The organism is Nonomuraea sp. ZG12 (assembly GCF_052068115.1).
Classification (GTDB): domain Bacteria; phylum Actinomycetota; class Actinomycetes; order Streptosporangiales; family Streptosporangiaceae; genus Nonomuraea.
The window spans coordinates 129,466-150,363 of record NZ_JBQHCW010000017.1; the positions used below are offsets into that span (position 1 = coordinate 129,466).

At 69.9% G+C, this 20,898-nt stretch carries 25 protein-coding genes and 2 tRNA genes; 8 read left to right on the top strand and 19 right to left on the bottom strand.

Translation table 11 applies throughout. The annotated features are described in order from the left end of the window. Positions 1–30 precede the first annotated feature (30 nt). From ACTMTF_RS34405 to ACTMTF_RS34435, 7 genes are all read right to left on the bottom strand, one after another. Positions 31–459 (bottom strand): MaoC family dehydratase, encoded by a 429-nt coding sequence (locus ACTMTF_RS34405; protein WP_441114415.1) that lies wholly within the window; start codon positions 457–459, stop codon positions 31–33. Position 460: 1 nt separating this feature from the next. After that, positions 461–910 (bottom strand): MaoC family dehydratase N-terminal domain-containing protein, encoded by a 450-nt coding sequence (locus tag ACTMTF_RS34410; protein ID WP_441114416.1) that lies wholly within the window; start codon positions 908–910, stop codon positions 461–463. Positions 911–1,100: 190 nt separating this feature from the next. Then, entirely contained in the window at positions 1,101–1,265 is a 165-nt protein-coding gene (rpmG, locus tag ACTMTF_RS34415) for a 50S ribosomal protein L33 (protein WP_019632658.1), read from the bottom strand. A gap of 71 nt (positions 1,266–1,336) precedes the next feature. After that, positions 1,337–1,410 (bottom strand) — tRNA-Met (locus tag ACTMTF_RS34420). 163 nt (positions 1,411–1,573) lie between these two features. Next, positions 1,574–1,649 (bottom strand) — tRNA-Thr (locus ACTMTF_RS34425). 38 nt (positions 1,650–1,687) lie between these two features. After that, entirely contained in the window at positions 1,688–1,918 is a 231-nt protein-coding gene (locus tag ACTMTF_RS34430; RefSeq protein ID WP_441114417.1) for a transposase, read from the bottom strand. Positions 1,919–1,992: 74 nt separating this feature from the next. Beyond that, the gene (locus ACTMTF_RS34435) at positions 1,993–2,466 is read right to left on the bottom strand and encodes a C40 family peptidase (protein WP_441114418.1); all 474 of its coding nucleotides are present in this window, start codon (positions 2,464–2,466) and stop codon (positions 1,993–1,995) included. A gap of 366 nt (positions 2,467–2,832) precedes the next feature. Here ACTMTF_RS34435 and ACTMTF_RS34440 point away from each other — a divergent pair, with 366 nt between their 5' ends. From ACTMTF_RS34440 to ACTMTF_RS34450, 3 genes are read left to right on the top strand one after another with little or no spacing between them, the layout of a single operon-like run. Then, positions 2,833–3,774: an ATP-binding cassette domain-containing protein gene (locus tag ACTMTF_RS34440; protein ID WP_441114419.1), complete on the top strand. Its 942-nt coding sequence runs from the start codon at positions 2,833–2,835 to the stop codon at positions 3,772–3,774. Continuing rightward, positions 3,755–4,498, top strand: coding sequence for an ABC transporter permease (locus ACTMTF_RS34445; RefSeq protein ID WP_441114420.1), 744 nt, complete (start codon positions 3,755–3,757; stop codon positions 4,496–4,498). The genes ACTMTF_RS34440 and ACTMTF_RS34445 overlap by 20 nt, the downstream gene beginning before the upstream one ends. A 13-nt stretch (positions 4,499–4,511) precedes the next feature. Then, positions 4,512–5,024, top strand: coding sequence for an NUDIX hydrolase (locus ACTMTF_RS34450; protein ID WP_441114421.1), 513 nt, complete (start codon positions 4,512–4,514; stop codon positions 5,022–5,024). Between the two features lie 15 nt (positions 5,025–5,039). On the opposite strand, the gene ACTMTF_RS34455 is transcribed toward ACTMTF_RS34450, so the two are convergent. Continuing rightward, positions 5,040–5,705, bottom strand: a complete 666-nt coding sequence (locus ACTMTF_RS34455) for a flavin reductase family protein (protein ID WP_441114422.1) — start codon at positions 5,703–5,705, stop codon at positions 5,040–5,042. 125 nt (positions 5,706–5,830) lie between these two features. Here ACTMTF_RS34455 and ACTMTF_RS34460 point away from each other — a divergent pair, with 125 nt between their 5' ends. Both ACTMTF_RS34460 and ACTMTF_RS34465 read left to right on the top strand, forming a co-directional pair. Then, the gene (locus tag ACTMTF_RS34460) at positions 5,831–6,211 is read left to right on the top strand and encodes an STAS domain-containing protein (RefSeq protein ID WP_441114423.1); all 381 of its coding nucleotides are present in this window, start codon (positions 5,831–5,833) and stop codon (positions 6,209–6,211) included. A 123-nt stretch (positions 6,212–6,334) separates the two neighbouring features. Next, the gene (locus ACTMTF_RS34465) at positions 6,335–6,907 is read left to right on the top strand and encodes a CHRD domain-containing protein (RefSeq protein WP_441114424.1); all 573 of its coding nucleotides are present in this window, start codon (positions 6,335–6,337) and stop codon (positions 6,905–6,907) included. Between the two features lie 42 nt (positions 6,908–6,949). On the opposite strand, the gene ACTMTF_RS34470 is transcribed toward ACTMTF_RS34465, so the two are convergent. The 3 genes from ACTMTF_RS34470 to ACTMTF_RS34480 all read right to left on the bottom strand — a co-directional run bounded on the left by ACTMTF_RS34470 (position 6,950) and on the right by ACTMTF_RS34480 (position 9,086). Beyond that, positions 6,950–7,345 (bottom strand): pyridoxamine 5'-phosphate oxidase family protein, encoded by a 396-nt coding sequence (locus ACTMTF_RS34470; RefSeq protein WP_441114425.1) that lies wholly within the window; start codon positions 7,343–7,345, stop codon positions 6,950–6,952. Between the two features lie 83 nt (positions 7,346–7,428). Continuing rightward, the gene (locus tag ACTMTF_RS34475) at positions 7,429–8,187 is read right to left on the bottom strand and encodes an ABC transporter permease (RefSeq protein WP_441114426.1); all 759 of its coding nucleotides are present in this window, start codon (positions 8,185–8,187) and stop codon (positions 7,429–7,431) included. After that, the gene (locus ACTMTF_RS34480) at positions 8,184–9,086 is read right to left on the bottom strand and encodes an ABC transporter ATP-binding protein (RefSeq protein ID WP_441114427.1); all 903 of its coding nucleotides are present in this window, start codon (positions 9,084–9,086) and stop codon (positions 8,184–8,186) included. Before ACTMTF_RS34480 ends, ACTMTF_RS34475 begins: the two co-directional genes overlap by 4 nt. Before the next feature lie 223 nt (positions 9,087–9,309). Between ACTMTF_RS34480 and ACTMTF_RS34485 the strand changes: the two genes are divergently transcribed. Together ACTMTF_RS34485 and ACTMTF_RS34490 are read left to right on the top strand one after the other, a co-directional pair. Further along, positions 9,310–11,607 carry a metallophosphoesterase gene (locus ACTMTF_RS34485; protein ID WP_441114428.1) on the top strand — a complete coding sequence of 766 codons (2,298 nt, stop codon included), beginning with the start codon at positions 9,310–9,312 and terminating at the stop codon, positions 11,605–11,607. A gap of 1 nt (position 11,608) precedes the next feature. Then, positions 11,609–12,190 (top strand): SLATT domain-containing protein, encoded by a 582-nt coding sequence (locus ACTMTF_RS34490; RefSeq protein ID WP_441114429.1) that lies wholly within the window; start codon positions 11,609–11,611, stop codon positions 12,188–12,190. A gap of 3 nt (positions 12,191–12,193) precedes the next feature. On the opposite strand, the gene ACTMTF_RS34495 is transcribed toward ACTMTF_RS34490, so the two are convergent. Genes ACTMTF_RS34495 through ACTMTF_RS34530 form a run of 8 tightly spaced genes read right to left on the bottom strand, consistent with a single transcriptional unit; the run spans position 12,194 to position 18,394 of the window. Further along, a complete protein-coding gene (locus ACTMTF_RS34495; RefSeq protein ID WP_441114430.1) occupies positions 12,194–12,724 on the bottom strand; it encodes a phage tail protein in 531 nt (176 codons plus the stop codon). Between the two features lie 3 nt (positions 12,725–12,727). Next, entirely contained in the window at positions 12,728–14,671 is a 1,944-nt protein-coding gene (locus ACTMTF_RS34500; RefSeq protein ID WP_441114431.1) for a putative baseplate assembly protein, read from the bottom strand. Further along, a complete protein-coding gene (locus tag ACTMTF_RS34505) occupies positions 14,668–15,072 on the bottom strand; it encodes a GPW/gp25 family protein (protein WP_441114432.1) in 405 nt (134 codons plus the stop codon). Before ACTMTF_RS34505 ends, ACTMTF_RS34500 begins: the two co-directional genes overlap by 4 nt. Before the next feature lie 2 nt (positions 15,073–15,074). Beyond that, positions 15,075–15,359, bottom strand: coding sequence for a PAAR domain-containing protein (locus ACTMTF_RS34510; RefSeq protein ID WP_441114433.1), 285 nt, complete (start codon positions 15,357–15,359; stop codon positions 15,075–15,077). Continuing rightward, positions 15,359–17,047, bottom strand: a complete 1,689-nt coding sequence (locus ACTMTF_RS34515) for a VgrG-related protein (RefSeq protein ID WP_441114434.1) — start codon at positions 17,045–17,047, stop codon at positions 15,359–15,361. The genes ACTMTF_RS34510 and ACTMTF_RS34515 overlap by 1 nt, the downstream gene beginning before the upstream one ends. Then, positions 17,037–17,792: a CIS tube protein gene (locus tag ACTMTF_RS34520; protein ID WP_441114435.1), complete on the bottom strand. Its 756-nt coding sequence runs from the start codon at positions 17,790–17,792 to the stop codon at positions 17,037–17,039. Before ACTMTF_RS34520 ends, ACTMTF_RS34515 begins: the two co-directional genes overlap by 11 nt. 2 nt (positions 17,793–17,794) lie before the next feature. Next, positions 17,795–18,232, bottom strand: coding sequence for a phage tail protein (locus ACTMTF_RS34525; RefSeq protein ID WP_397011351.1), 438 nt, complete (start codon positions 18,230–18,232; stop codon positions 17,795–17,797). Positions 18,233–18,238: 6 nt separating this feature from the next. Then, on the bottom strand, positions 18,239–18,394 hold the full coding sequence (locus tag ACTMTF_RS34530) for a hypothetical protein (RefSeq protein WP_441114436.1): 156 nt from the start codon (positions 18,392–18,394) through the stop codon (positions 18,239–18,241). An 892-nt stretch (positions 18,395–19,286) separates the two neighbouring features. On the opposite strand from ACTMTF_RS34530, the gene ACTMTF_RS34535 reads away from it, so the two are divergent. Beyond that, positions 19,287–20,060: a hypothetical protein gene (locus ACTMTF_RS34535; protein ID WP_441114437.1), complete on the top strand. Its 774-nt coding sequence runs from the start codon at positions 19,287–19,289 to the stop codon at positions 20,058–20,060. The last annotated feature ends 838 nt before the right edge of the window (positions 20,061–20,898 follow it).

Here is a 20,898-nt window from a genome sequence, read left to right on the forward strand (position 1 = left end):
ACGGGTACCCGAGAGCCGCCCGCCCTATCATCAGGAGAGCTGCACCACCGCGCGCGCCCTGGACAGCACCTTGGCGTCGCCCGACCGGGCCGTCAGCGCCACGGCCACCCGCTTGTCCGTGAGTTTCTCCTCCACGACGCCGCTGACCGTGATCGTGGCCCCCTGGTCGTCGTCGGGCACGACCACCATCGAGGAGAACCGCACCCCGTAGTCGACCACCGCGCCCGGATCCCCGGCCCAGTCCGTGACGAACCTGCCGGCCTGGGCCATCGTGAACATGCCGTGCGCGATGACGTCGGGCAGGCCGACCATCTTGGCGAACCGCTCGTTCCAGTGGATCTGGTTGAAGTCGCCGGACGCGCCCGCGTACATCACCAGGTTGAGCCTGCGCACGCCGTAGTCGACGGCGGGGATCTCCTGGCCGACCTCGACCTCGTCGTACTTCACCGTCGCCGTCATCTCAGGCCGCCCCTCCGCGCTCGATGATCGTGTTGTACGTGGTGCAGACCGGCTCACCGGAGACCGTGGTGACCTCGCTCCTGATCGTCAGCAGCTCGTTGCGGCCGGCGGTGCGGATCTCGGTGATGGTGGCGGTGGTGACGAGCTCGTCACCGGCGTAGACCGGGCGGGTGTACTCGAAGCGCTGCTCGCCGTGGACCACCATGGCGATGTTCAGGCCGAGGTCGGGGTCGGCCAGCGCCCCGCCGCCGCTCTGCAGGCTGAACACGATGGGGAAGGTCGGCGGTGCGACCACGTCCGGGTGCCCGGCGGCCCGCGCCGCCTCCCGGTCGCGGTAGATCGGGTTGCCGTCGCCGATCGCGGCGGCGAACTCCTTGATCTTCACCCTGCTGACTTCGTACGGGCTGCCGGATGGGTAACTGCGTCCCACGAAGTCACGGTTCAAGGCCATCAGTGCTCCCTCGCATGTCTCACCGAACGCGATGTGAGCCAGACGGTAACAGAACAACATTCGGCTGTCGCCGGAGATGGCCGTCTTTTTGCCGCCGCCAGGATCGGGCGTGTGCGGACACGACAAACCGGCGCCCTGTCAACAGGACGCCGGTCTGTTCAACGATGGCAGGGGTGCTGCCCGGCGAGAACTAGCGGGTCTCGCGGTGCGCGCGGTGACAGCGGCAGTTGGGGCAGTACTTCTTCAGCTCAAGCCGATCCGGGTCGTTGCGCCGGTTCTTCCGCGTGATGTAGTTGCGGTGCTTGCACTCCTGGCAGGCCAGCGTGATCTTCGGCCTAACGTCGGTGGCAGCCACTTGGGAGTGCCTTTCTACGTTTGGGACTGGGACATGCCCATACCCAGGTCACAGGACCTGGGATTGGGCAGTAGCGGAGGCCGGACTTGAACCGGCGACACAACGATTATGAGCCGTTTGCTCTGCCTGACTGAGCTACTCCGCCTTGGGCCGAAAACGACCGGCCCCGTAGAGGATACCCGACCCGAGGAGCACCTACGTAACTCGCCTGACCGGGCAGGGTGTTCGTTCCCAGTATGCCCCAGGAACCCCCGCCAACCGAAATCGAAAAAGCAAAAGCCCCACCTGCCGGTGAGGCTCGACACTGCTGGAGCCCCCAAACGGAATCGAACCGTTGACCTTCTCCTTACCATGGAGACGCTCTGCCGACTGAGCTATAGGGGCTTGCCCGCGCTGCGGACAGGTGTAACCATACACGGCACTCAGCGATGATGCGAACTCGTCCGCACCCGCGCCGGCTCCGTCGCGGCGGGCCTCGACGGGAACGCGATCACCTCGCAGAGGTCGGCCAGATCGACGTGCCTGGCCACCTCCTCGACCGTGGAACAGTCGGCGACGAGCCGCCCGTGCCGGCGCACCCGCAGCACCTGCCGCCCGGCCCGCATGGCGAGCACGATCTCGCACCCGTCGCTACCTACCCATCGGCTGTCCATACCGGCACACAGTAGCTTTCGGGTCTCTCATTTTTCATCGGGTCACATGCGTTACAGGTCAAAGCGACTCGGTTTCAAAAACGGTAGAACCCGAGGAAGCCCTTCACCTGGTCGATGTCGTCGACCCGCACCACGGCACCGGTCTCCGGCGCGTTCATCATCCTGCCCCGTCCCAGATAGATGCCCACATGGCGGGTCTTCTTCCGGCTTTTGCCGAAAAAGACCAGGTCACCGGGCCTGGGCGAGTCTACCCGGCGCATCCTGCGCAGGTGGTCGTCCGTGTTACCCGGCCCGAGCACGTCCGTGCCGTGCGCCAGCGCGTACACCCACCGCGTGAACCCCGAGCAGTCCAGCCCTCGCGTCCTCGCCGCCGGGCAGGGCTTGATCTTTCCCGAGTAGCCCAGGCAGGTGCCCTTGGACGGCCCGGGCCGCTCGGCGTGGCCGCCGCCCCAGGAGTAGACGATCTCGCGCTCCTGGATGTCGTACGCGATCGCCACGATCTCCGGCAGCACGTATCGCACGAGCGGCACGGAAGCCGTGGCGCTCACTAAGACGAGGATCACGGCCACGGCCGCCCAGCGCCTTCCCGACACCCGTCCCCCCTCACACCTACGGGTATGTCGGTTTTATCCTGCATCACCGATCTAGCGTGCGCTGAGCTCAGATTTCGCCGCGTGCGGCCTCAGAACCAGATAAATCCAGATTTTTCGGCACGTCGCCTGAATCCGCACTTCAGGGGCCATGAAACGCCGCCCCGCCGGCACGTCTGCCACGTGGCGTTTCCGCAGGTCAGGGCCTTATATGAACGTGACATTCGCGTTTGCCAAACCGGTATTTCCCTGCCCAAGATGGTCCCGATCCTCAATCGAGCCCCCGACCTGGGGTTTCTTCGCCATGCCCGGAGGAGAACGACCATGATCCACGCCCGGGGACTGACCCGAGTCTTCACCATGAAAAAGGAACGCGTCGAGGCGGTGCGCGGCATCGACCTCGATGTGGAGGCCGGCCAGCTGGTCGCCTTCCTCGGCCCGAACGGCGCCGGTAAATCCACCACTCTGCGCATGCTCACCACCCTGCTGCCGCCGACCTCCGGCACCGCCACCGTGGCGGGCCGGGACGTGGCCCGCGACCCGGCGGGCGTGCGCGCCCGGATCGGCTACGTCGGCCAGAAGAACAGCGCGGGCGAGAACCACCGCGTCCGCGACGAGCTCGTCACCCAGGGCCGCTGCTACGGCCTGAGCACCTCGGAGGCCCGCGACCGCGCCGCCGAGCTGCTCGGCCTGCTCGACCTGGAGCCGCTGGCCGACCGCAAGCCCGGCACGCTCTCCGGTGGCCAGCGCCGCCGCCTGGACATCGCGCTCGGCCTCATCCACCGCCCCGGCCTGCTCTTCCTCGACGAGCCGTCGACCGGGCTCGACCCCAGGAGCCGCGCCGACATCTGGTCGCACATCCTCCGCCTGCGGGAGACGTACGGCACCACGCTCTTCCTGACCACCCACTACCTCGAAGAGGCCGACAGCATGGCCGAGCGGGTGGTCATCATCGACAACGGCGTGATCATCGCCGACGGCACGGCCGGGCAGCTCAAGAACGACCTGGCCGGCGACCACATCACGATCACCACGCACACCGAGCGGGACGCCGCCGAGGCGGCCAGGATCGCCGGCGCCACGGCGGACGGGCTGACCGTGACCTACCGCGTGGCCGGCGCGACCTCGGCGCTGCCCGAGCTCCTGCGGACGCTGGAGGCGGCCGGCGTCAAGGTCGCCACGGCCGAGACCACCCGCCCCACCCTTGACGACGTGTTCCTCGCTCTGACCGGGAGAAGCCTCAGCGATGACGACCTTCCTGCATGACACCACGACCATCTTCCGCCGCGAGTTCGTCACCGTCGTGCGCGAGCCGCTCGGCCTGGTCTTCGAGATGGGGCAGCCGCTGCTGTTCCTGTTCCTGTTCGGGTCGCTGCTGGACGGGGCGGTGGGCTCCTCCTGGCAGTGGTTCGTGCCCGGCATCCTGGTCATGATGTGCCTGACCGGCCCGATGTCCTCCGGCTACAACCTCCTGGTGGAGCTGATCGGCGGCTCGATGGAGCGCCTGATGGTCACCCCGGTCAACCGCACCGCCCTGCTCATCGGCCGGGCGCTCAAGGAGATGGCGATCCTGTTCGCCCAGGCGCTCCTGATCATCGTCCTGGCGTTGCCGCTGGGCTTCGAGCTTCACCTGGCCGGAGCGGTGGCGGGGGTGGCCATGCTGATCGTGTTCGGGGTCGGCCTGGGATCGCTCTCCTTCGTGCTGGCCATGAGGTCGGCGCCCAGCGGGGAGCTGTTCTACGTCGTGACGCAGGGGCTGCTGTTCCCGCTGCTTTTGCTGTCGGGGGTGCTGCTGCCGATGGACTCCGGCCCCGCCTGGCTGCGCGTGGCCGGCGACGTCAACCCGGTCACCTACGTCGTCGAGGCCCAGCGCGCCCTGTTCGCCGGCGACCTCGCCGACGTCTCGGTCCTGTACGGCGCGGCGATGTCGTTCGCGGTGGCCGCGCTCGGCCTGTGGCTGGGCAACCGGGCGATGCGCCGGGGCGTCTGACAGACTTCCCGGCGTGAATCGCTTGGTGGAGACCAGGACGGTGCCGTGGATCTCCGTCCCGCATCGGATGGACGTCGTGCTCGCCGGCGGCGTCCCGCCCGAGGGCCCGGTCACCTCCGCGTTCGCGTTCGTGCTGGACGCGGCGGACAGGACGCTGCTGACCCGGGTGAACCGGGCCGGGCGTGGCTGGGAGATCCCCGGCGGTCACCTCGATCCGGGCGAGACCCCGGTGGGTGCGGCGGTCCGGGAGGTGGCCGAGGAGACCGGGCTGCTGCTGGAGCCCGAGCTGCTGTCGCTGTTCGCCTGGCACCGGATCGAACTGCTGGCCCCGCCACCGGCCGGCTACCGCTACCCCGCGCTGACGTACATGCTGATGTTCCAGGCGCGGCTGGCCGGGCCGGGGCGGCCCACCCGTCCGCCGGCGGGCTCGGAGAGCACGGCGGCTCGGTGGCTGCCGCGCCAGGAGGTCGAGCGGCTCTGCGGCCACCAGTCCTGGATGTCGCTGCACCGCGCGCTGCCGGCGTAGGCTCAGATTCTTCGGTCAGACGGTGCGGGCCCGGTCGATGTCCGGCCCCCGGTAGGCGTCTTCGGGGATCCGGGCCAGGGTGGACTCGTGCACCTGCGGGCCGAGGCCGTACAACTTCTGGAAGCTCATGATCAACGGCCGCCACGCGTCCGGGTCGATGTGGTCGTCCTTCCCCTCCGCGCGGATCTCGTCGTGCACCCAGACCCGCTGCACGCGCACCTCGAAGGCCACCACCCCGCCGTCGCCCACCGGATGTGACGCCTCCACGACGGCCTCCATGCTCACCGGGCACTCGGCCACCCTGGGCGGCCGCACCGTCTCGCTCGGCACCGGCGTCAGCCCGGCCCGCCCGAACTTGCCCGGCACGAACCGGTAACCGCGCTCGTGCTTGCCCGGCGGCACGGGGTCGGACCCGGTGGTCAGCGCCAGCCGGTCGACGGCGGAGGCGAGGGCGTCGGAAGGCAGGTTGAGCACGCACTCGCGGGTGCTCAGCAGGTTCTGCGCGGTCTTGGACCTGACGCCCAGCCCCAGCATGGCGCGCCAGCCGAGCCAGAAGGCGGACGACATGGGGGCCAGGTTGGGGGTCCCGTTCTCGTTCATGGTGGAGATCAGGACGACCGGGGTGCCGAAATAGAGAATGGCCGGTTCGATACGGGTGTGCGCGTCGGTGAGAGTGGTCACGTTCCACTCTTTCGGGCCGTGTCTCACCCGTGCTGGCGGCATTCGGACGCTGCGCCTTTCAACCGGCCCATTAAGGTTCTTTACCGGTGTAACGTCACGGATGAGCACAATGGAGGTCCGCTCGTATGCAACCACCGTTGGCCATCACCAGTGAGCAGTTCGGTGACACGGCGATCATCAGCCTGACCGGCGAGCTCGACACCACCAGGTGCGCTCAGGTGGACGAAACTCTCTCCGCCTGCCTGTCCGGCGGCTGCCCCCATCTGATCATCGACGCCTCGGGGCTGACCTTCTGCGACTCGATGGGCCTGCGCACCCTTCTGGAGTACGTGGACCGCACCGCGAAGGCGGGTGGCTGGCTGCGGCTGGCGGGCGTCCACGGCGTCCTGAAGCGGCTCCTGGAGGTCACCGGCGTGGCCTTCGTCATCCCGATCGACCCCGACGTCCCGACGGCCCTGCAGGCCCGCATCTCCGAGGCGGGCCACACCGCTCGGCAGGAGAGCTAGTCGCACTCGTACGTGTGACCGCGCACACAGCCCCTACGTGGACTTGTACACAGAACATCACGATCCGCGCCCGTAGCGTCTGCCACGTCGGACAAAACGTCGAACGTAAGGGCAGTGGTTCTGATGAGCACTCTTGAGCAGGGTGGCGGCGCGCGGACCTCGTGGCGGCGGACGATGGGCCGGGCGGCGATCGGCGCGGCCACCGCGGCACTGGCCGTCACCGCCATGGGCGCGGTGCCCGCCTCGGCGAGCACCCAGTCCACCACCCAGTCCACCACCGTGACCGCCGACGCCGAGGCGTCGGCCAAGAAGTACTACTTCGTGAGCGTGCTCCTCGGCAGGAACGAGGTGCCGGAGCGCGGCAAGAAGGTCAACGACCGGAACGGCCTGGCCGTCGCGAAGTTCCGCATCCACGGCAACCGTTTCTACTACCTCGTCGAGTGGAAGAAGACCGGCAAGCCCACCGCTTTCCACATCCACAGGGGCTCGGCCGGCCAGAACGGCGCCGTCGTCATCGACCTGCTGGCCAACGGCAAGATCCGCGGCAACACGAGCTTCGGCAGCGTCATCGTCAAGGACCACAACCTGCTGAAGGGCATCAAGAACAACCCGAAGAAGTGGTACGCCAACCTCCACACCGCTCAGTTCCCCGACGGCGCGGTGCGCGGCCAGCTCCACCACAGCAAGCACTGGTAGCCCGTCCCCACAGCCCCGGCAGGTCGTCCTGCCGGGGCTCCGTCACACGTTGCCCAGCACGCGGGTGACCGTGATCTCCAGCACCACCCTGGCGGGGTTCGGCCGGGGTGGCTTGTAGCGGGCGGCGTAACGGCGCTCGGCGTCGGCCACCCGCTCCGGCTCGGCCCGCAGCACGGCCCGGCCCTCCAGCGTCGACCAGCGGCGGCCGTCCACCTGGCACAGCGCCACCAGCGCCCCGGCCGCGCCCGACGCGCCGATGAGGCGGGCCTTCTGCGAGGACCCCGAGGTGATCACGCGGGCGGTGCCGGTCGCCAGGTCCACGGTCGCGCCCACCGGCACCAGGTGCGGCGGCCCGTCCGGGCGCGTGGTGGCGAGCGTGCACAGATGCCGCTCCTGCCAGAACGCGGCGAACCCGTCTCCCTGCTCGGCCAGATCCACAGTCCTCCTCAGGCCTACTCAGGCCTACTCAGGCCTCCTCAGGCCTCCTCATCGACGTGCGGGCACCAGCGTATCCACCGGTGTCAGGCGTCCCGGGTGCGGAACACCGCGAACGCGACGGTCAGCAGCAGCGCGGTGAAGGCGGCCAGCACCCCGAGCCCCGCCCACGGAGTCAGCCGCCCGGCCGCCTGAACGGTGGTGGTGATCTGAAGACCTGCCGAGATCGGCCAGTAGGTCAGCATCGCCTCTCTCGCCGGCTCCGGCATGAGCCGGGGCCCGATGACGGGGATGATGAAGTTGACCGCCACGAGCACGGTGGCCGCGATCATCGTGCCGCGCAGCAGGCAGCCCAGCGCCACGCCCACCAGGCCCACCAGCGCCCAGATCACCCCCATGCCGACGACGGCCCGCAGCACTCCGGGCTGGCCCAGCGTCGCCGTGGGCGCGCCGCCGGCGCCGATGGCCACCTGCCCGAGCAGGAACGACCCGAAGCTCGCCACCTCACCCGCCACCAGGGCGAGCCCGGCGAACATGGCGACCTTGGCGGCCAGCAGCCGCCCCCTCCGGGGCGCCACGGTCAGGCTCGTCCGGATCATCCCGGTGACGTACTCCGACGTCACCACCAGCACGCCCAGCGTGCCCACCACGGTCTCGGCGAACAGGAAGCCGCCGTACATGCTGATATAGGTGGCGTCGAACGCCCCGCCCGCCCGGTACCCCTCGCCCGCGCGGTAGGCGGTGAGGGCGCCGAGCCCCACCATGAGCCCCACGGCGATCAGCAGGGTGGCGATGTTCGACGGCACGGTGCGGAACTTGGTCCATTCGGCCCGGAACGTGTTCATGCCGCTGCTCCCTGGAACTCGAGACTGTCGCGCGTCAGATTCATGTACGCCTCCTCAAGGGAGAGGCGCTGGGGGGTGAGCTCCGACAGCACCACCCCGGCCTCCATCGCCACCCGGCCGATCTGCCTGGCGTCCAGCCCGGTGACGACGAGCGCCCCGTCGGCGCCGGGCTCCGCCTGGCCGCCCGCGTCGCTCAGCCGGCGGGCGAGCGTCTCCCGATCATCCGCGCGGACCAGCACGCCGGAGCTGTGCCGGACGAACTCCCGCATCCCCACGTCCGCGATCAGCCTGCCCCTGCCGATGACCACGAGATGGTCGGCGGTCAGCGCCATCTCGCTCATCAGATGGCTGGAGACGAGCACGGTGCGGCCCTCGTCGGCCAGCCCGCGCATCAGCTCCCGGATCCACTTGATGCCCTCGGGGTCCAGGCCGTTGACGGGCTCGTCGAACAGCAGCACCTTCGGGTCGCCGAGCAGCGCCGCCGCGATGCCGAGCCGCTGGCTCATCCCGAGGGAGAAGGTGCCGGACCGCCGGCGCGCCACCGATTCGAGCCCCACCAGGCGCAGCACTTCGTCCACCCGCTCGGCCGGGATCGCGTTGCTGTGGGCGAGCCAGAGCAGGTGGTTGCGCGCCGTACGCGAGCCGTGCACCGAGCGGGCGTCCAGGAGCGCGCCCACCTCGCGCATCGGCAGCGGCGCGGCCACGTACGGGCGGCCGTTGACCCGTACGCTTCCCGCATCCGGCCGGTCCAGCCCCAGGATCATCCGCATGGTCGTCGATTTGCCCGCCCCGTTCGGCCCGAGGAAGCCGGTGACCCGGCCCGGCTCGACGCTGAACGTCAGCCCGTCCACGGCCGTCCGGTCGCCGTAACGCTTGGTCAGTCCCGCGATTTCGATCATCTGCCAGCCCCGCCGTCGACCTCGATGTCCGTCATGACTTGAGAATCGCTGCAGAGCTTTCCTCCCGAAATCCACCGATCGGTTGATACGGCATCCGCCTCGACTGGAAATTCACCGTCGTTTCGCCCTGAAGCGCTGATACATGTCGCGTTCCCTTTCTTCGGTGAAGCGTTAGTCTCGAAATGTGCACCCCCCGTCACCACCCCGTACACTTTTCGTGATCATGCCTTTCGGGATACGGACGCTTTCCTCCGGTTCCGACCATGACTTCGATCGCTTCTATGTCGAGGTCCTGCGGCCGATCGCGCAGACGGCCAGGTGGGCCGTGCTGCGCGCCGACGAGCTCGCCGAGCAGGGCACCATCGTCAACCAGGCGTTCAGGCATCTGCACTCGGCGGACCTGGTCGTCGCCGACCTGAGCGCGCCCAACGGCAACGTCTACTACGAGCTGGGCATCAGGCATGCCATCTCGCCGGGCAAGACGATCCTGGTCGCGGCGCGAGGCACGGAGCTGCCGTTCGACCTGGCGGGCCAGCGGGTGCTCTTCTACGACCTCGACTTCGCGGCCGACACCGGCTTCCAGACCCTTTACGCGCGGGCCCTCAACAGCGAGCCCGACCTCGACGCGAACCCGGTCAGATCGGCCCTGACCAAGCTCGGCCTGCACTCCGATCCGAACACCGACCATGTGGCCTTCCAGCAGGAGCTCAACCTCAAGATCGATCGAGCCCGCAACGTCGAGCAGCTGGTCGCCGTCTGGCACTGGGCCCGGCAGTTCGACAACCTGCCCATCAGCAGCCTGCTGTCGCTGGGCTATCGGCTCGCCGAGGCCGGCGACTACGCCACCGCCGTCCACGCGCTGGACGCGGCGTTCCCCATGGCCGCCCAGGACTACGAGGTGCACCGGCAGCGCGGCTTCTACCTGCGCAAGCTCGGCCGGCTGGAGGAGGCCGAGGCGGCGCTGACCAGGGCCAACGAGCTCAACCCCTCCGACCCCGAGACCCTGGGCATGCTGGGCGGCGCGCTGAAGCGGCAGCGGCGCTACGCCGAGGCCCTGGAACGGTACGAAGCGGGCGCCCGCCTCTCCCCCACCAGCCTCTACCTGGCGGTCGCGCAGGCCGGCATGTCGATCATCGCCGCGCCGCACGACCCCGAGCACGGGCTGGCCCTCTACCGTGAGCTCCTGACCAAGATCGAGTCAGATCCGGGTTACGAGGTCGACTCCTGGGCCAACCTGGTCGCCGCCGAGGCCAGTTTCGTGCTCGGCCGGCTCGACGACGCCTACGCCCACGCCCGCGCCGGCGTGCGCCTGGGAGCGGGCCGCCTGGACCTGGAGTCGGCGACCGAGCAGATCCGGATGCTCGACGACGCCGGGTTCCCGTTGCCGAACGCCCGCGGCTTCGTCAGGTGGCTGTCGCAGGGCGCGGCGGGCGCGATCCCCAGGAACGCCGGGCAGGCGGCGCAGTTCAAGAAGCGCATCATCTTCCATCTCTCCGACGTGCACTTCGGCTCCTTCGACAAGGAGGGGCGGAAGGTCGACGCGCACCGGTTCCACGACAGCGAGAACACCAGCCGGCTGAGCCTGGAGCTGCAGGAGGAGTTCGTCGCGGCCATGCAGCGGTCGGGGTGCGAGCCGGCCAACGCCACGATCGTGCTGTCCGGCGACTCCACCTACACCGCGAGCGAGTCGGAGTTCGACCTGGTCAGGGACTTCCTGAACGAGCTGTGCGGGTCACTCGGGCTCGAACCTCGTCAGGTGGTGGTCGTGCCGGGCAACCACGACATCGACTGGTTCCAGTCGGCCTCCAACTGGAGCCACCGCTTCGACAACTACCTGGCCTTCGCGGTGAAGTTTTACGGCGAGCCGCTGTTCAGGGAGCTGTTCCCGCTGGTCACCTGGGATCTGAAGATGCCGGGCAAGCGGCCGGCCCCCAACGAGCTGATCTACTACCGGGCCGACGACACCACCGCCTTCGTCGGCCTGAACTCGTGCGTGTTCGAGGACAACCAGAATCACTACGGCTTCATCGGCAAGCGCCAGCTCGACAACGTGAACCGGGTGCTGGACCGGAAGAAGGCGCCGGAGATCCGGATCGCGGTCATGCACCACCACCTCCACCCCTTCCCCGAGCCGCTGGAGACCCGGAAGGGTCAGGACGTCACGCTGGACCTGTCCACGGTGCGCGACGCCGGCATGGTGGAGCAGCGCCTGGAGAAGCTCGGGTTCTCGCTCCTGCTGCACGGCCACAAGCACAAGCCCCAGCTGCGCGAGACCCTCGTACGGGATCCGCTGATCAGCTCGTCCACCACGGTGCGCCCGCTCATCGTGTCCGGCTGCGGCAGCACCGGGGTGAGCGCGCACGGCCTGGAGCACAACCAGCCCAACCACTTCGCCATCCTGGAGCTGCTGCAGCCGACCCGTTCGCTCGGAGCCGACTTCGTCTCCGTCGAATGGCGCGAACTGACCGTCTCCCCCGGCGCGGAGTGGGCCACCAAACAGCGCTGGACGTTGAAGGGGTGACATGGACAAGACCAGTCGCAACCTCGTTCCGGCGTTGCTCGACGGGGCCCATGACGGGGAGCCCCTGGAGCGGGCCACCGCCCTGTTCAGACATGCCGAACGCAACGCGCTGACCACGATCAACTGGTACCTCTGGAAGAAGACGATCAAGTCCCGCTGGTCGCGGATCCTCCGCGCCTCGGCGATCGTGCTGGCCGTCGCCGGCGGTGTGACGCCCCTGCTCCACGCCGCCAGTCCGGGGCTCATCGCCTCCGGGTGGGGCTATGTGGCGCTGGCGCTCTCCGCGGGCTGCGTGCTCTTCGACCGCTACTTCGGCTACACCTCCTCCTGGATGCGCTATATGCGCGCCCAGGCCCGCCTGCACCGCGTCCTGGTCACGGCACAGGCGCAGTGGACCGCCGCGATGATCCAGTGCACCCACGCCGCCGCCCCGGTCGACGTGCTCATGCCCATCGTGCAGGACCTCATCAAGGGCACGGCCGAGACGGTCGAGCTGGAGACCGACGAATGGGCCCGCGAGCTGACCGAGCAGTCGGAGCAGCTGCAACGGACCACCGAGAAGGACGACAGGCAGCGCAGATGACGGTCACTCGGCGACGAAATCGACCGTGACGTGCGCGGGGACACCGAGGCGAAGGACCGCGTCGAGCCATTTACGGTCGATGCTCACGCTTTCCGGCAGCTGGATGGTGACCTTGGACTCGTCCGTGCCCGGCAGGGTGCCGCCCGGCTCGGTGGACCAGGTGGCGCCGCCGGAATCGGTGATCCGCACCGGCTCCACCCCGGTGAGGGTCCGCACCAATCGGGCCAGGCCGTCCAGGGTGCCGCGCGCCCGATGCAGGGACACGGCCTCCAGCACGAGAGCGCGGCGCTGCTGGAGGGTCATGTGCTCGCTGAATCCGATGCCGACCCAGCTCGCCAGCCACGGCAGGAAGTCCGGCGGCGTGAGGGCCGGATCCAGGTAGCTGTCCAGGCAGTCCAGGGTCGTCAGGATGGGCGCGAGCACCTGGTCGAACGCCTCGGTCATCTGCTGGACCCACGTGTCGCCCGCGTAGATGGCGGGCAACTGCTCGCCGAGAGGATGGGCGGTGGCCAGCCCTGTGACGCCCATGCGCATGCTTCACGACTCCACTTTGATCTGGTGGCCGTACGAGAAGACCAGAGTGTCCGGCTTCAGGGTGATCTGCTGGACGGGATCGCCACGCCGCCCGGTGACCGGATCGGCCTCGAACAGGAGGATTTCGTCGATCAGATCGACACCCTCGACCTGCTGGAGGATGGCGTGCACCTCGCCCGCCTGCACGGGACGGCCGAACGGCCAGCCCGTGCCCCACTGCCCTCCGGTGACCGGGTTGAGGTAGGTGTACAGAGCCGACAGGGCGCGGGCGCGGACCTCTTCGTGGTTCACGGCCGAGCCGGCCCGTAGCTCGGCCACGACCGTGACGCCCTGGTAGGAGGGCGGCTCGACGAGGATCCGCGCTCCCAGGCAGCGCCGCTCGTCCAGATATCGGGCGATAGCGCGGACCATCTCCTCCTTCGGCATGAATTGCTCAAAGTTCCGCTCGGTGCCCCGCACGTCCGGCACGACCAGCACCCGCACGCCTTCGGTCGGACCACCGTCCGAATCGGTGACGGGGACGCACTTGATCCGGGCCGCGTTCGACGCCGCCGTCCGCGCGAGCGCCTCGTAGTCCTCGACCGTGACGGCTCGGTCCATGCCCCGCAGTTGCAGCGGGCCCCGGACGGCGGCGGCGGCCACGGACTCGGCGTCCACTCCGCCGACGGCGGGCCTCCGGTTGATGACCTTCCGCACGAAAGGCACCGGATCGCGCGGAACGACCAGCGCCTCGCGGGCCACGTTGCCGCGGCGTCCGCCGCCGGTGAGATAGGCGGGCATCTTCACGAGAGCGCCCTTCTCCGGCACGTCACCGTAGGGATTCATGGAGCCGCCCTTCTCCCGCACCGCAGGGGGAAAGACGATCTCGCCCGCGACCCGGTCCACCACGAAGTGGCGGCTGCTCGCACTGGTGGAGGCGAAGGAGTCCACCTCCGTCCACTCCTGCGGGCCGTTGCGCGCGAGCACCTGCACGACCAGCTTCTCGTCCGTGACCACGATGGGCGGGCGCCGGACGGTGAACCGCTGGCCGGGAACGCCCTCCGCCGTGCCGAGGATCTCGTCCTTCACGAGGTCGGCGTGGCATGCCTCGACCGACCCGCCCATGGTTCGCGCGGTCACGGCCATGATGCGCGGGGTGGAGGAGTACGGCTCCCCCTGCCGGGCCTCGACCACCCGGCACCGGAGCCAGCCGCCCAGGTTGTCCGCCACCACGGAGGCCACATGATCGTCCGGCACGTGCAGCAGCACCTCGCCGTCCCTGGTCAGCCCTCCTGTCGTGTCGCTCTCCAGCTCGCAGGCCGCCCAGCGGTCGCCCTTCCAGTACTGCCATTCGAGCGGCGGGTCGTCGGGATCGATCCCCGCCCCGGCGACCGCGCAGTCGAACGAGAGGAGGACGACGCATCGGGGGACCGCGTTCGGCAGCCCGAAGTAGACCGCGTCGTTCTGACGGGGCGGGTCGGTGAAGCAGTCCACGCCCGTCCCCTCCCGGAGCTCGACGCCGCGGTCGACCGGCTGGGATCCGGCGGTCCCGGTGCAGAGGTGGTCGAGCGCGGACGGGATGATCACCAGGTCTCGCGTGGTCATGAAGACGACGGGCTCCTCTCCCTCCACGTGCTCGTTCGCCACCCTCGTGGCCTTCGGCACCGTGACCGGTTGCGCCCTGCTCGCCGCCAGGGTGAAGGTCAGGTCGCAGACGGCCGGGGTCGGCGGGAACAGCCGCACCCCGAGGAGATCGAGGAAGCGCATGTAGTGCAGGTCGGTGACCCGGTTCAGCCGGTAGATCAGCTGGTCCACCATGAAGGCGAACGTCTCGACGAGCGTGATGCCCGGATCGGAGACGTTGTGGTCCGTCCACTCGGGGCATCGCTGCTGGATCAGCGCCTTGGCCTCGTCCACCAGATCCTGGAAGTGCCGGTCGTCGAGTCGGGGAGCGGGAAGCGACATCATGCTCCTTCGTGCGGCGGAATGACGTAGAAGGGGAAGACGAGGTTGCGCGGGTCGTTCTCTCCGCGCAGCGCGTAACGGATGTCGATGAGCAGGATCCCCTCGTCCGCCCGGCCGAAGCCCACCTGGACGTCGACCAGGTCGATCCGCGGCTCCCAGCGTTCCAGCGCCGTGCGGACCTCGTACGAGAGCAGCCCGGCCGTGCCGGCGTTGGCCGGCGCGAACACCAGATCATGGATGGCGCAGCCGAACTCGGGCCGCATCGGCCGCTCGCCGGGTGAGGTGCCGAGGATGAGCCGGATGCTCTGCACGATCTCCTGCTCCCCCGTGACGAGCGCGATCGATCCCGTCTGGTCCGCCCGCACCTCGAAGGCCCAGCCCGCGCCGATGAAGTCCCTGTTCACGGTCATCCTCCGATCGACACCGTGGGGCAACCCATGATGATCATGGCGCCGCATCCGGTCCGGTCTCCCACGCGCGCGGCGGGCAGGCCGCCGATGAGCACGGTGGCACTGCCGGGCCCGGCGATGGGCGTGGGCGGATGCGGGGTCGTGGGCGAGGGGAACGCGCAGGAGTGCATGGTGGTCACCGTCGCGGCGGGCATCCCGCCGATGAGCACCGTCGGCACCCCCGGCCCGGTGATGAACCCGGGGTGATCGGTGGGGTCGCCCACCCGTGCCGCGAATCCCATCAGTTGATCCTCACCTGTAGGCCCTGGATCACCACGTCGGCCTGGCCGGTGACGCTGACCCGGGCGCCCTTCAGCTCCAGCGGCCCCATGCCGGCGTCTACGGTGATGCCGGCAGCGGCCTTGATCTCCAGCGGCCCGTTGCCCGCCTCCACGGTGACGCCGGCGGCCCCCTTGATCGTCACCGCGCCCGTCCGCGCGTCCAGCCGTACGGTCGACCGCTCGTCACCCGTGGCGAGCAGCACCCCGCCCCCGGCGGTGACCGAGTCGACGAGTTCCAGGCGGTGACCGGTCCTGGACACCAGGGCACGGACGTTCACCTGCCCGGTTGCGTCATCGATCGCCGGGGCCGACAGCTTCGGCAGCGCGTCCCGCCCGTTGTAGAGCCCGCCGAGCACGTAAGGATGATCGATGTCGCCGTTCTCGAACCCGACGAGCACCTCGTCCCCGACCTCCACGGGCAGCACCGCGCCGCGATCGTCGCCGGCGCCCGCCGCCATCACCCGCGCCCAGCCGCTGGTGTAGCCGGCGGCCAGCCACGGCATGCTCAGCCGCAGCCGGCCCTGGCCCGCCGGATCGTGCACGTCGCTCACGATCGCCGGGACCAGCCCCATCCGGCCGGGCGGCGCCGGTCCCGGCGAACCGGCCGACACCGTGAACGCCGTGGTGTAGCCGGTGACCGCGGAGAAGACGTGGCGCGTACCGGACAGCCTGTAGCGCCCTTCGAAGGGCGTGCCGACGTTGACCAGCTTCATCAGGGTGCCCGCGCGCAGCTCGGGATCTCCCCGCACCACGCCCTCCAGCTCGGCCGCGCCGCCGCCCAGGCCGACCGCCAGCGCCTTGGCCGCGGCCGACACCTCCGCCTGGGAGCGGTGCCGGCTGTCTCCCGCCAGCAGGGACGGCGCCCCGAACCGGCCGCCCAGCTCGACCGGGTCCGCGCCCGGCACCTCGGCCTCGGCGGCGGAAGGCGTGGCCATGGCCGTGACCTCCTGCTTGTTCTCGTAGTCCCAGCCTCGCACCTCGACCTCGGGCACCTGACCGCCCGCCGTGACGGTCGCCCGGAGCGACAGCAGAGCCCCGCCGGCCGCCACGGTGACCTCCTGTGACCCGGCGCGCGGCCCCGGCAGCCGGAACGACAGCTTCCCGTCGACGACCCGTACCCGCGCCCCGGTCCGGCGGGACAGCCGGGAGAGGAACTCCCAGTCGCTGATGCCGTCCTGGTTGATCTGCGTGCCCGGCCGCCCGCCGATGCCGGGGAGCGCGTCGATCTCGCCGGGCTTCAGTCCCGCCCGCCGGGCGACCATGCTGACGATGTCGGCGACCGCCATATCCGGATACACGGCCACCCGTCGTCCTCGCATGAGCCGGTGCGCCTCGTCCATCCCGCGCACCTCCGCAAACGTCCCGTCGGAGTCCACGTCCAGGACGACCGAGGTGACCTCGCCGTTCATCAGCGGGCGCGGGCCTCCCGGCTCGGAGGTCTGCACCCTGAGCCGGACCTTCGCACCGATGGCGAAGCGGCCCTTGCCCAACGCCACGCCGCCGTCGTCGCGGAAGCGCAGCACGAACACGTCGGGCAGGTGCTGACTGTCCTCGACGTACCCCGACGCGAGAAGCGCCGCGACGTCCTCCGGCAGGGGGCTGCCCTCGACCTCCACCATGAGCCCGCCCGTGAACAGCTCAGCGGCCACCGGTCAGCTCCTCGATCCGGGGGACCAGCAGCCGCGTGCCCGGCCGCAACCGCATCGGGTCGTCGACGCCGTTCGCCTCGGCCACCACCCGCCAGCGGCTGGGGTCGCCGTAGGCCCGGTAGGCCACGGCCGCCAGCGTCTCGCCGGCCACCACCACATGGACGTCCACCGTGCCGGCGGCGCCTGACGTCGGATTCTGCTTCGGCGGGACGCCGGCGATCTCCTCCATCGTCACCAAGCAGACCGCCCTGATCGGCAGGCCCCCCGGCGTGAACAGCGTGAACCTGGCCGTGACGTTGCTGACGAACGCGGTGAAACCGTTCAGCAGCCCCCACCGCAGAACCACCCACGGCGGGCACGACTGCGCGCTGGCCAGCGTCTTGTCCGTGGGCACGACGCAGCTGAACAGCTTGTCCACGGCCTTGGCCACCTTGTCGTCCATGGTGTCGGTGGCGTCGAAGAACATCTCCAGCGTCAGCCTGCACGGGTCCGGGCCCTGAAACTGCGGCACGCCGCTCCTGCGGGTGTTGCGCTGCGGGCTCCGCCGCCAGCGTGCGGCCTTGGTGAACGCCAGCTCGTTCGGATTGAACTGGAAGTTGATGGTGTCGTAGCTCCTGCCGGGCTTGCCGATGCCGGTGCTCGGCGGATGAAGGAGCTCCAGGTAGGCCCGTTCCAGGCTGGTCGGCGGCCCGTCGCCGGGCGCCGTGGACGGCGCCGAGGACTCGAACACCAGCGGAGATGACACGGTCAGCCTCCCCAACCCGGTCCGAAGAACCCGTGATGGGCCAGCTCGACCGTCTCCATGGCGGCTTCCGGGGTCATGCTGTCGAACCTCGGCCCCGTCCATCTGACGGGGACCACGTCCCGCAGACCCCAGCTCGTGATCAGCTCACCCTGGAGGGTACGGGCCTCGATCGTCGCCGTCCTGCGCCTCATCCCGTACACCGAGCTCGCGAACCACCTGGTCACGTCCCTGCTCGCGGCCGTGACCGGCCTGGACAGCCGCACGTTGGAGAACCTCACCCGGGTCGGCAGCTGCCAGACGTGCCCGTTGTTGCCGCCTTCCACGCGCTGCTCCATCTCGACCTCGCACCCGAGGCCGTCGCAGCTGTCGAACATCCCCAGATCGTCGCCGTCGATCTTGAGGCTGTAACACACCGCGACCGCGGTCTCCTCGTCCGCCATCCCCCGCTACCCCCAGAACCCCGGGTCCGCCACGAGCCCACGCCGCTCCCGCTCCAGCCGGAAATCGGCCCTGAGCCTGCGCAGCAGCGACTCGTAAAGCGTCTCCATCAGCTCGTCCACCTGCATCCCCCCTGCCGGCTCCCCCTCGACCACCCTCGCCACGCACCCGATCTCCTGATCGAGTCCCCCACCTGGCTCCGACCCGACTCCCCCGCCCGGTTCGGGACCGGTTCCTCCGCCCGGCTCGTCTTGCACAGCGCGTCCGGCTTCCCATACGGCCGGCGCACCCGCCGCCCTCTCGGGCTCCCCCACGACCCGCCTCTGTGCTCTCTCGGACTTCCGTACGGCCTGCCTTCTGGGTCCTTCTGTCTCCCATACGGCCCGGGTGACCGGTGCTCCGGTGCCGTGCGAGCGGCCGGTGGACCGATCTACGGGCCCCATCTGCCGTCCGGGACCAGCACCGTCGTGCCTGTGAGTCAGATCTGCGGACGTGCGTGGCGGCAGCAGCGCGGCAGGCATCGGCTCCTGCCATGCCGGGGCCCGCCGCGGGCCGTCCTCCGTCCCGGAGCTCCTGCCGAGCTGCGCGGGGAGGCTCAGCACGAAGGCGACCGTCCGGATCCGGCATCCGCCCGAACCAAGCGTGGGCGAATCGCCGCGCGCATCCGAAGCCGGGTAAGCGAGCCCCGGCCTTACAACGACGTCCGACCTCGTCGACTCCACCCCTGGGGACCCGGCCTTCGAAGACCCCGGCCTTCGGGGCTCGGCCCTCGGAGACCCCGCCCCCGAGGTCTCGGACGTCGGAGCCAGCACCCCTGTGAACTCGGACGTCAGAACCCGCACCCCTGGGAACTCGGACGTCGGAGGCCACAACGCTGGAGACTCGGGGCTTGGGGATCCCAACGTTGGACTGCTCGGCGTGGGAGAGTCCAGGCCTAGGGCAGTCTGCGCCCTTGGAACGTCCACCCCCGAAAGCTCCGGCCCCGGCGACTGCGGGATTGTGGGGTCCGGCCGGGGAGAAATCCGCTTTGGAGGGCCGAGCGTCGGGTGGTCCAGCTTGGACGAGTTGGGAGAGTTCGGCCTGGACGAGCCTGATCCCGGAGAGTCCAACGCGGACGTGCCCGGCCTCGAAGACCTGGCCCCGGGCGAGCCTGACCACCAAGAGCCCGACCCAGGCAAGGCCGACCCCGGAGAGTCCAACCCGGACCTGCCCGACCTCGAGGAGTCCGACCCGGGTGAGTCCAACCCAAGTTCGCCCGACAAGGGGGAATCCGACCGCGAAGACTCCAACGTGGGTGAGGCCGACCCAGACACGCCCGACCGGGGTGAACCCGTCGTCGGCTCCTCCGGGCTCGCAGAGTCCGAAGGGTGGAAGGCCGACAGGATGGACTCCTGCTCAGGGACTTCCGAGATGCTCCTGGTGTCGATGGGGGCACCCACCTGGCGCTCAGCGACGGGTAGAGGTCGCTCGTCATCGGACGTGCTCCGCGTGGACGCGAGCGGGGGCTGGCGTACCGGGGCGGCGATGAGCGGCTCACCCAAGCCCAACGGGCGACGCCACCGGGACGCGTCCGCGGTGCTCCGCAGCATGCCGACCTCGTCCCAAGTGTCGCCGCCCCCATGCGACAACGGCGCGCCCGGACTTTCCACCGCATTCAGATCGGAGGATGCCGAACCGTCGGCCTCCAGAGCCTCGGCACCCACCCGAACGTCCGCCGGCACCCCGCCGCCGGGTGCCTCACCGGGCTGCGCACTCTCGGTGGCGTGCCGGGCGAACGCTCCGCCGCCGAGGGTGGGCACGGTGACGGTCTCGGTCAAGGGCCGCGCCTGATCCCCCGCGACGGACCCGACCGGCGTACCTGGCCGTACGGGGTCAACAGTGGGCGGCACAGGCCGTACAGGCTGGGTCTCCATCGCCGGAGACGGCGCTGGAGGCGCGGTCGGCGGAACAGACCGCACGGGCTCCACCGCCCCGCCGGCCGGGGCTACCCGTACGACAGACCCGGATTCCCCACCCGACACCCCCGCAGCAGGCCCGACCGACGAATCAGGCCACCCCGGATCCACCGACCCCACAAGGTGAGAAGCCGCAGGGTGAGACGCCCCAGCAGCGTCAGCGTCCCCTCCCTGGCTCTGCACCGAGGACGGCGATGCCGGCACAGGTTGCACAAGGCCTGGTGGAGACGCGGGCCCGGAGGGGCGCGCGGGCGCCGGCGGATGGAGAGGTGGCGTGAAGGCACCAGGCGCGGAGCCGTCACACCGCGCGGGAGTTACAGGCGGGACGCAAGCATCACGCCCGGAAGCGGCGCCAGACGGCAAAGCGACCGGCCAGGCGGAGGTAGCCGACGCCGCCCAAGTGTCACCCCTGGAAGGGACAGCAGCTTGCCCGGAAGCGTCACCCCCCGAGGGGGTCGCGGGCGGCGGAGTGGCTGACCGGGCGGAGGCAATGGGCTGGGAAGGGGTAGCGGACGGCGCGCAAACCTCACCTCCCGCAAGAGTGGCAGGCAGCGGAGCGGCCGACCGAGCGGAAGTAGCCGGCTCGAAAGAGGCAACAGCCGCCGCGCCAGCGCCACCACCAGAAGGGATGCCATCCAACGCGCAAGCATCACCCCCGGAAGCGACACCAGGCCGCGGAGTGGCCGACCAGGCAGAGGCAACGGGCTGGGAAG

Excerpts from the sequence above, each read along its gene's own strand:
- ACTMTF_RS34405 (WP_441114415.1), bottom strand. The coding sequence starts at position 459 with ATGACGGCGACGGTGAAGTACGACGAGGTCGAGGTCGGCCAGGAGATC.
- ACTMTF_RS34410 (WP_441114416.1), bottom strand. The coding sequence starts at position 910 with ATGGCCTTGAACCGTGACTTCGTGGGACGCAGTTACCCATCCGGCAGC.
- ACTMTF_RS34430 (WP_441114417.1), bottom strand. The coding sequence starts at position 1,918 with ATGGACAGCCGATGGGTAGGTAGCGACGGGTGCGAGATCGTGCTCGCC.
- ACTMTF_RS34440 (WP_441114419.1), top strand. The coding sequence starts at position 2,833 with ATGATCCACGCCCGGGGACTGACCCGAGTCTTCACCATGAAAAAGGAA.
- ACTMTF_RS34445 (WP_441114420.1), top strand. The coding sequence starts at position 3,755 with ATGACGACCTTCCTGCATGACACCACGACCATCTTCCGCCGCGAGTTC.
- ACTMTF_RS34460 (WP_441114423.1), top strand. The coding sequence starts at position 5,831 with ATGCAACCACCGTTGGCCATCACCAGTGAGCAGTTCGGTGACACGGCG.
- ACTMTF_RS34465 (WP_441114424.1), top strand. The coding sequence starts at position 6,335 with ATGAGCACTCTTGAGCAGGGTGGCGGCGCGCGGACCTCGTGGCGGCGG.
- ACTMTF_RS34475 (WP_441114426.1), bottom strand. The coding sequence starts at position 8,187 with ATGAACACGTTCCGGGCCGAATGGACCAAGTTCCGCACCGTGCCGTCG.
- ACTMTF_RS34480 (WP_441114427.1), bottom strand. The coding sequence starts at position 9,086 with ATGATCGAAATCGCGGGACTGACCAAGCGTTACGGCGACCGGACGGCC.
- ACTMTF_RS34485 (WP_441114428.1), top strand. The coding sequence starts at position 9,310 with ATGCCTTTCGGGATACGGACGCTTTCCTCCGGTTCCGACCATGACTTC.
- ACTMTF_RS34490 (WP_441114429.1), top strand. The coding sequence starts at position 11,609 with ATGGACAAGACCAGTCGCAACCTCGTTCCGGCGTTGCTCGACGGGGCC.
- ACTMTF_RS34495 (WP_441114430.1), bottom strand. The coding sequence starts at position 12,724 with ATGCGCATGGGCGTCACAGGGCTGGCCACCGCCCATCCTCTCGGCGAG.
- ACTMTF_RS34500 (WP_441114431.1), bottom strand. The coding sequence starts at position 14,671 with ATGATGTCGCTTCCCGCTCCCCGACTCGACGACCGGCACTTCCAGGAT.
- ACTMTF_RS34510 (WP_441114433.1), bottom strand. The coding sequence starts at position 15,359 with ATGGGATTCGCGGCACGGGTGGGCGACCCCACCGATCACCCCGGGTTC.
- ACTMTF_RS34525 (WP_397011351.1), bottom strand. The coding sequence starts at position 18,232 with ATGGCGGACGAGGAGACCGCGGTCGCGGTGTGTTACAGCCTCAAGATC.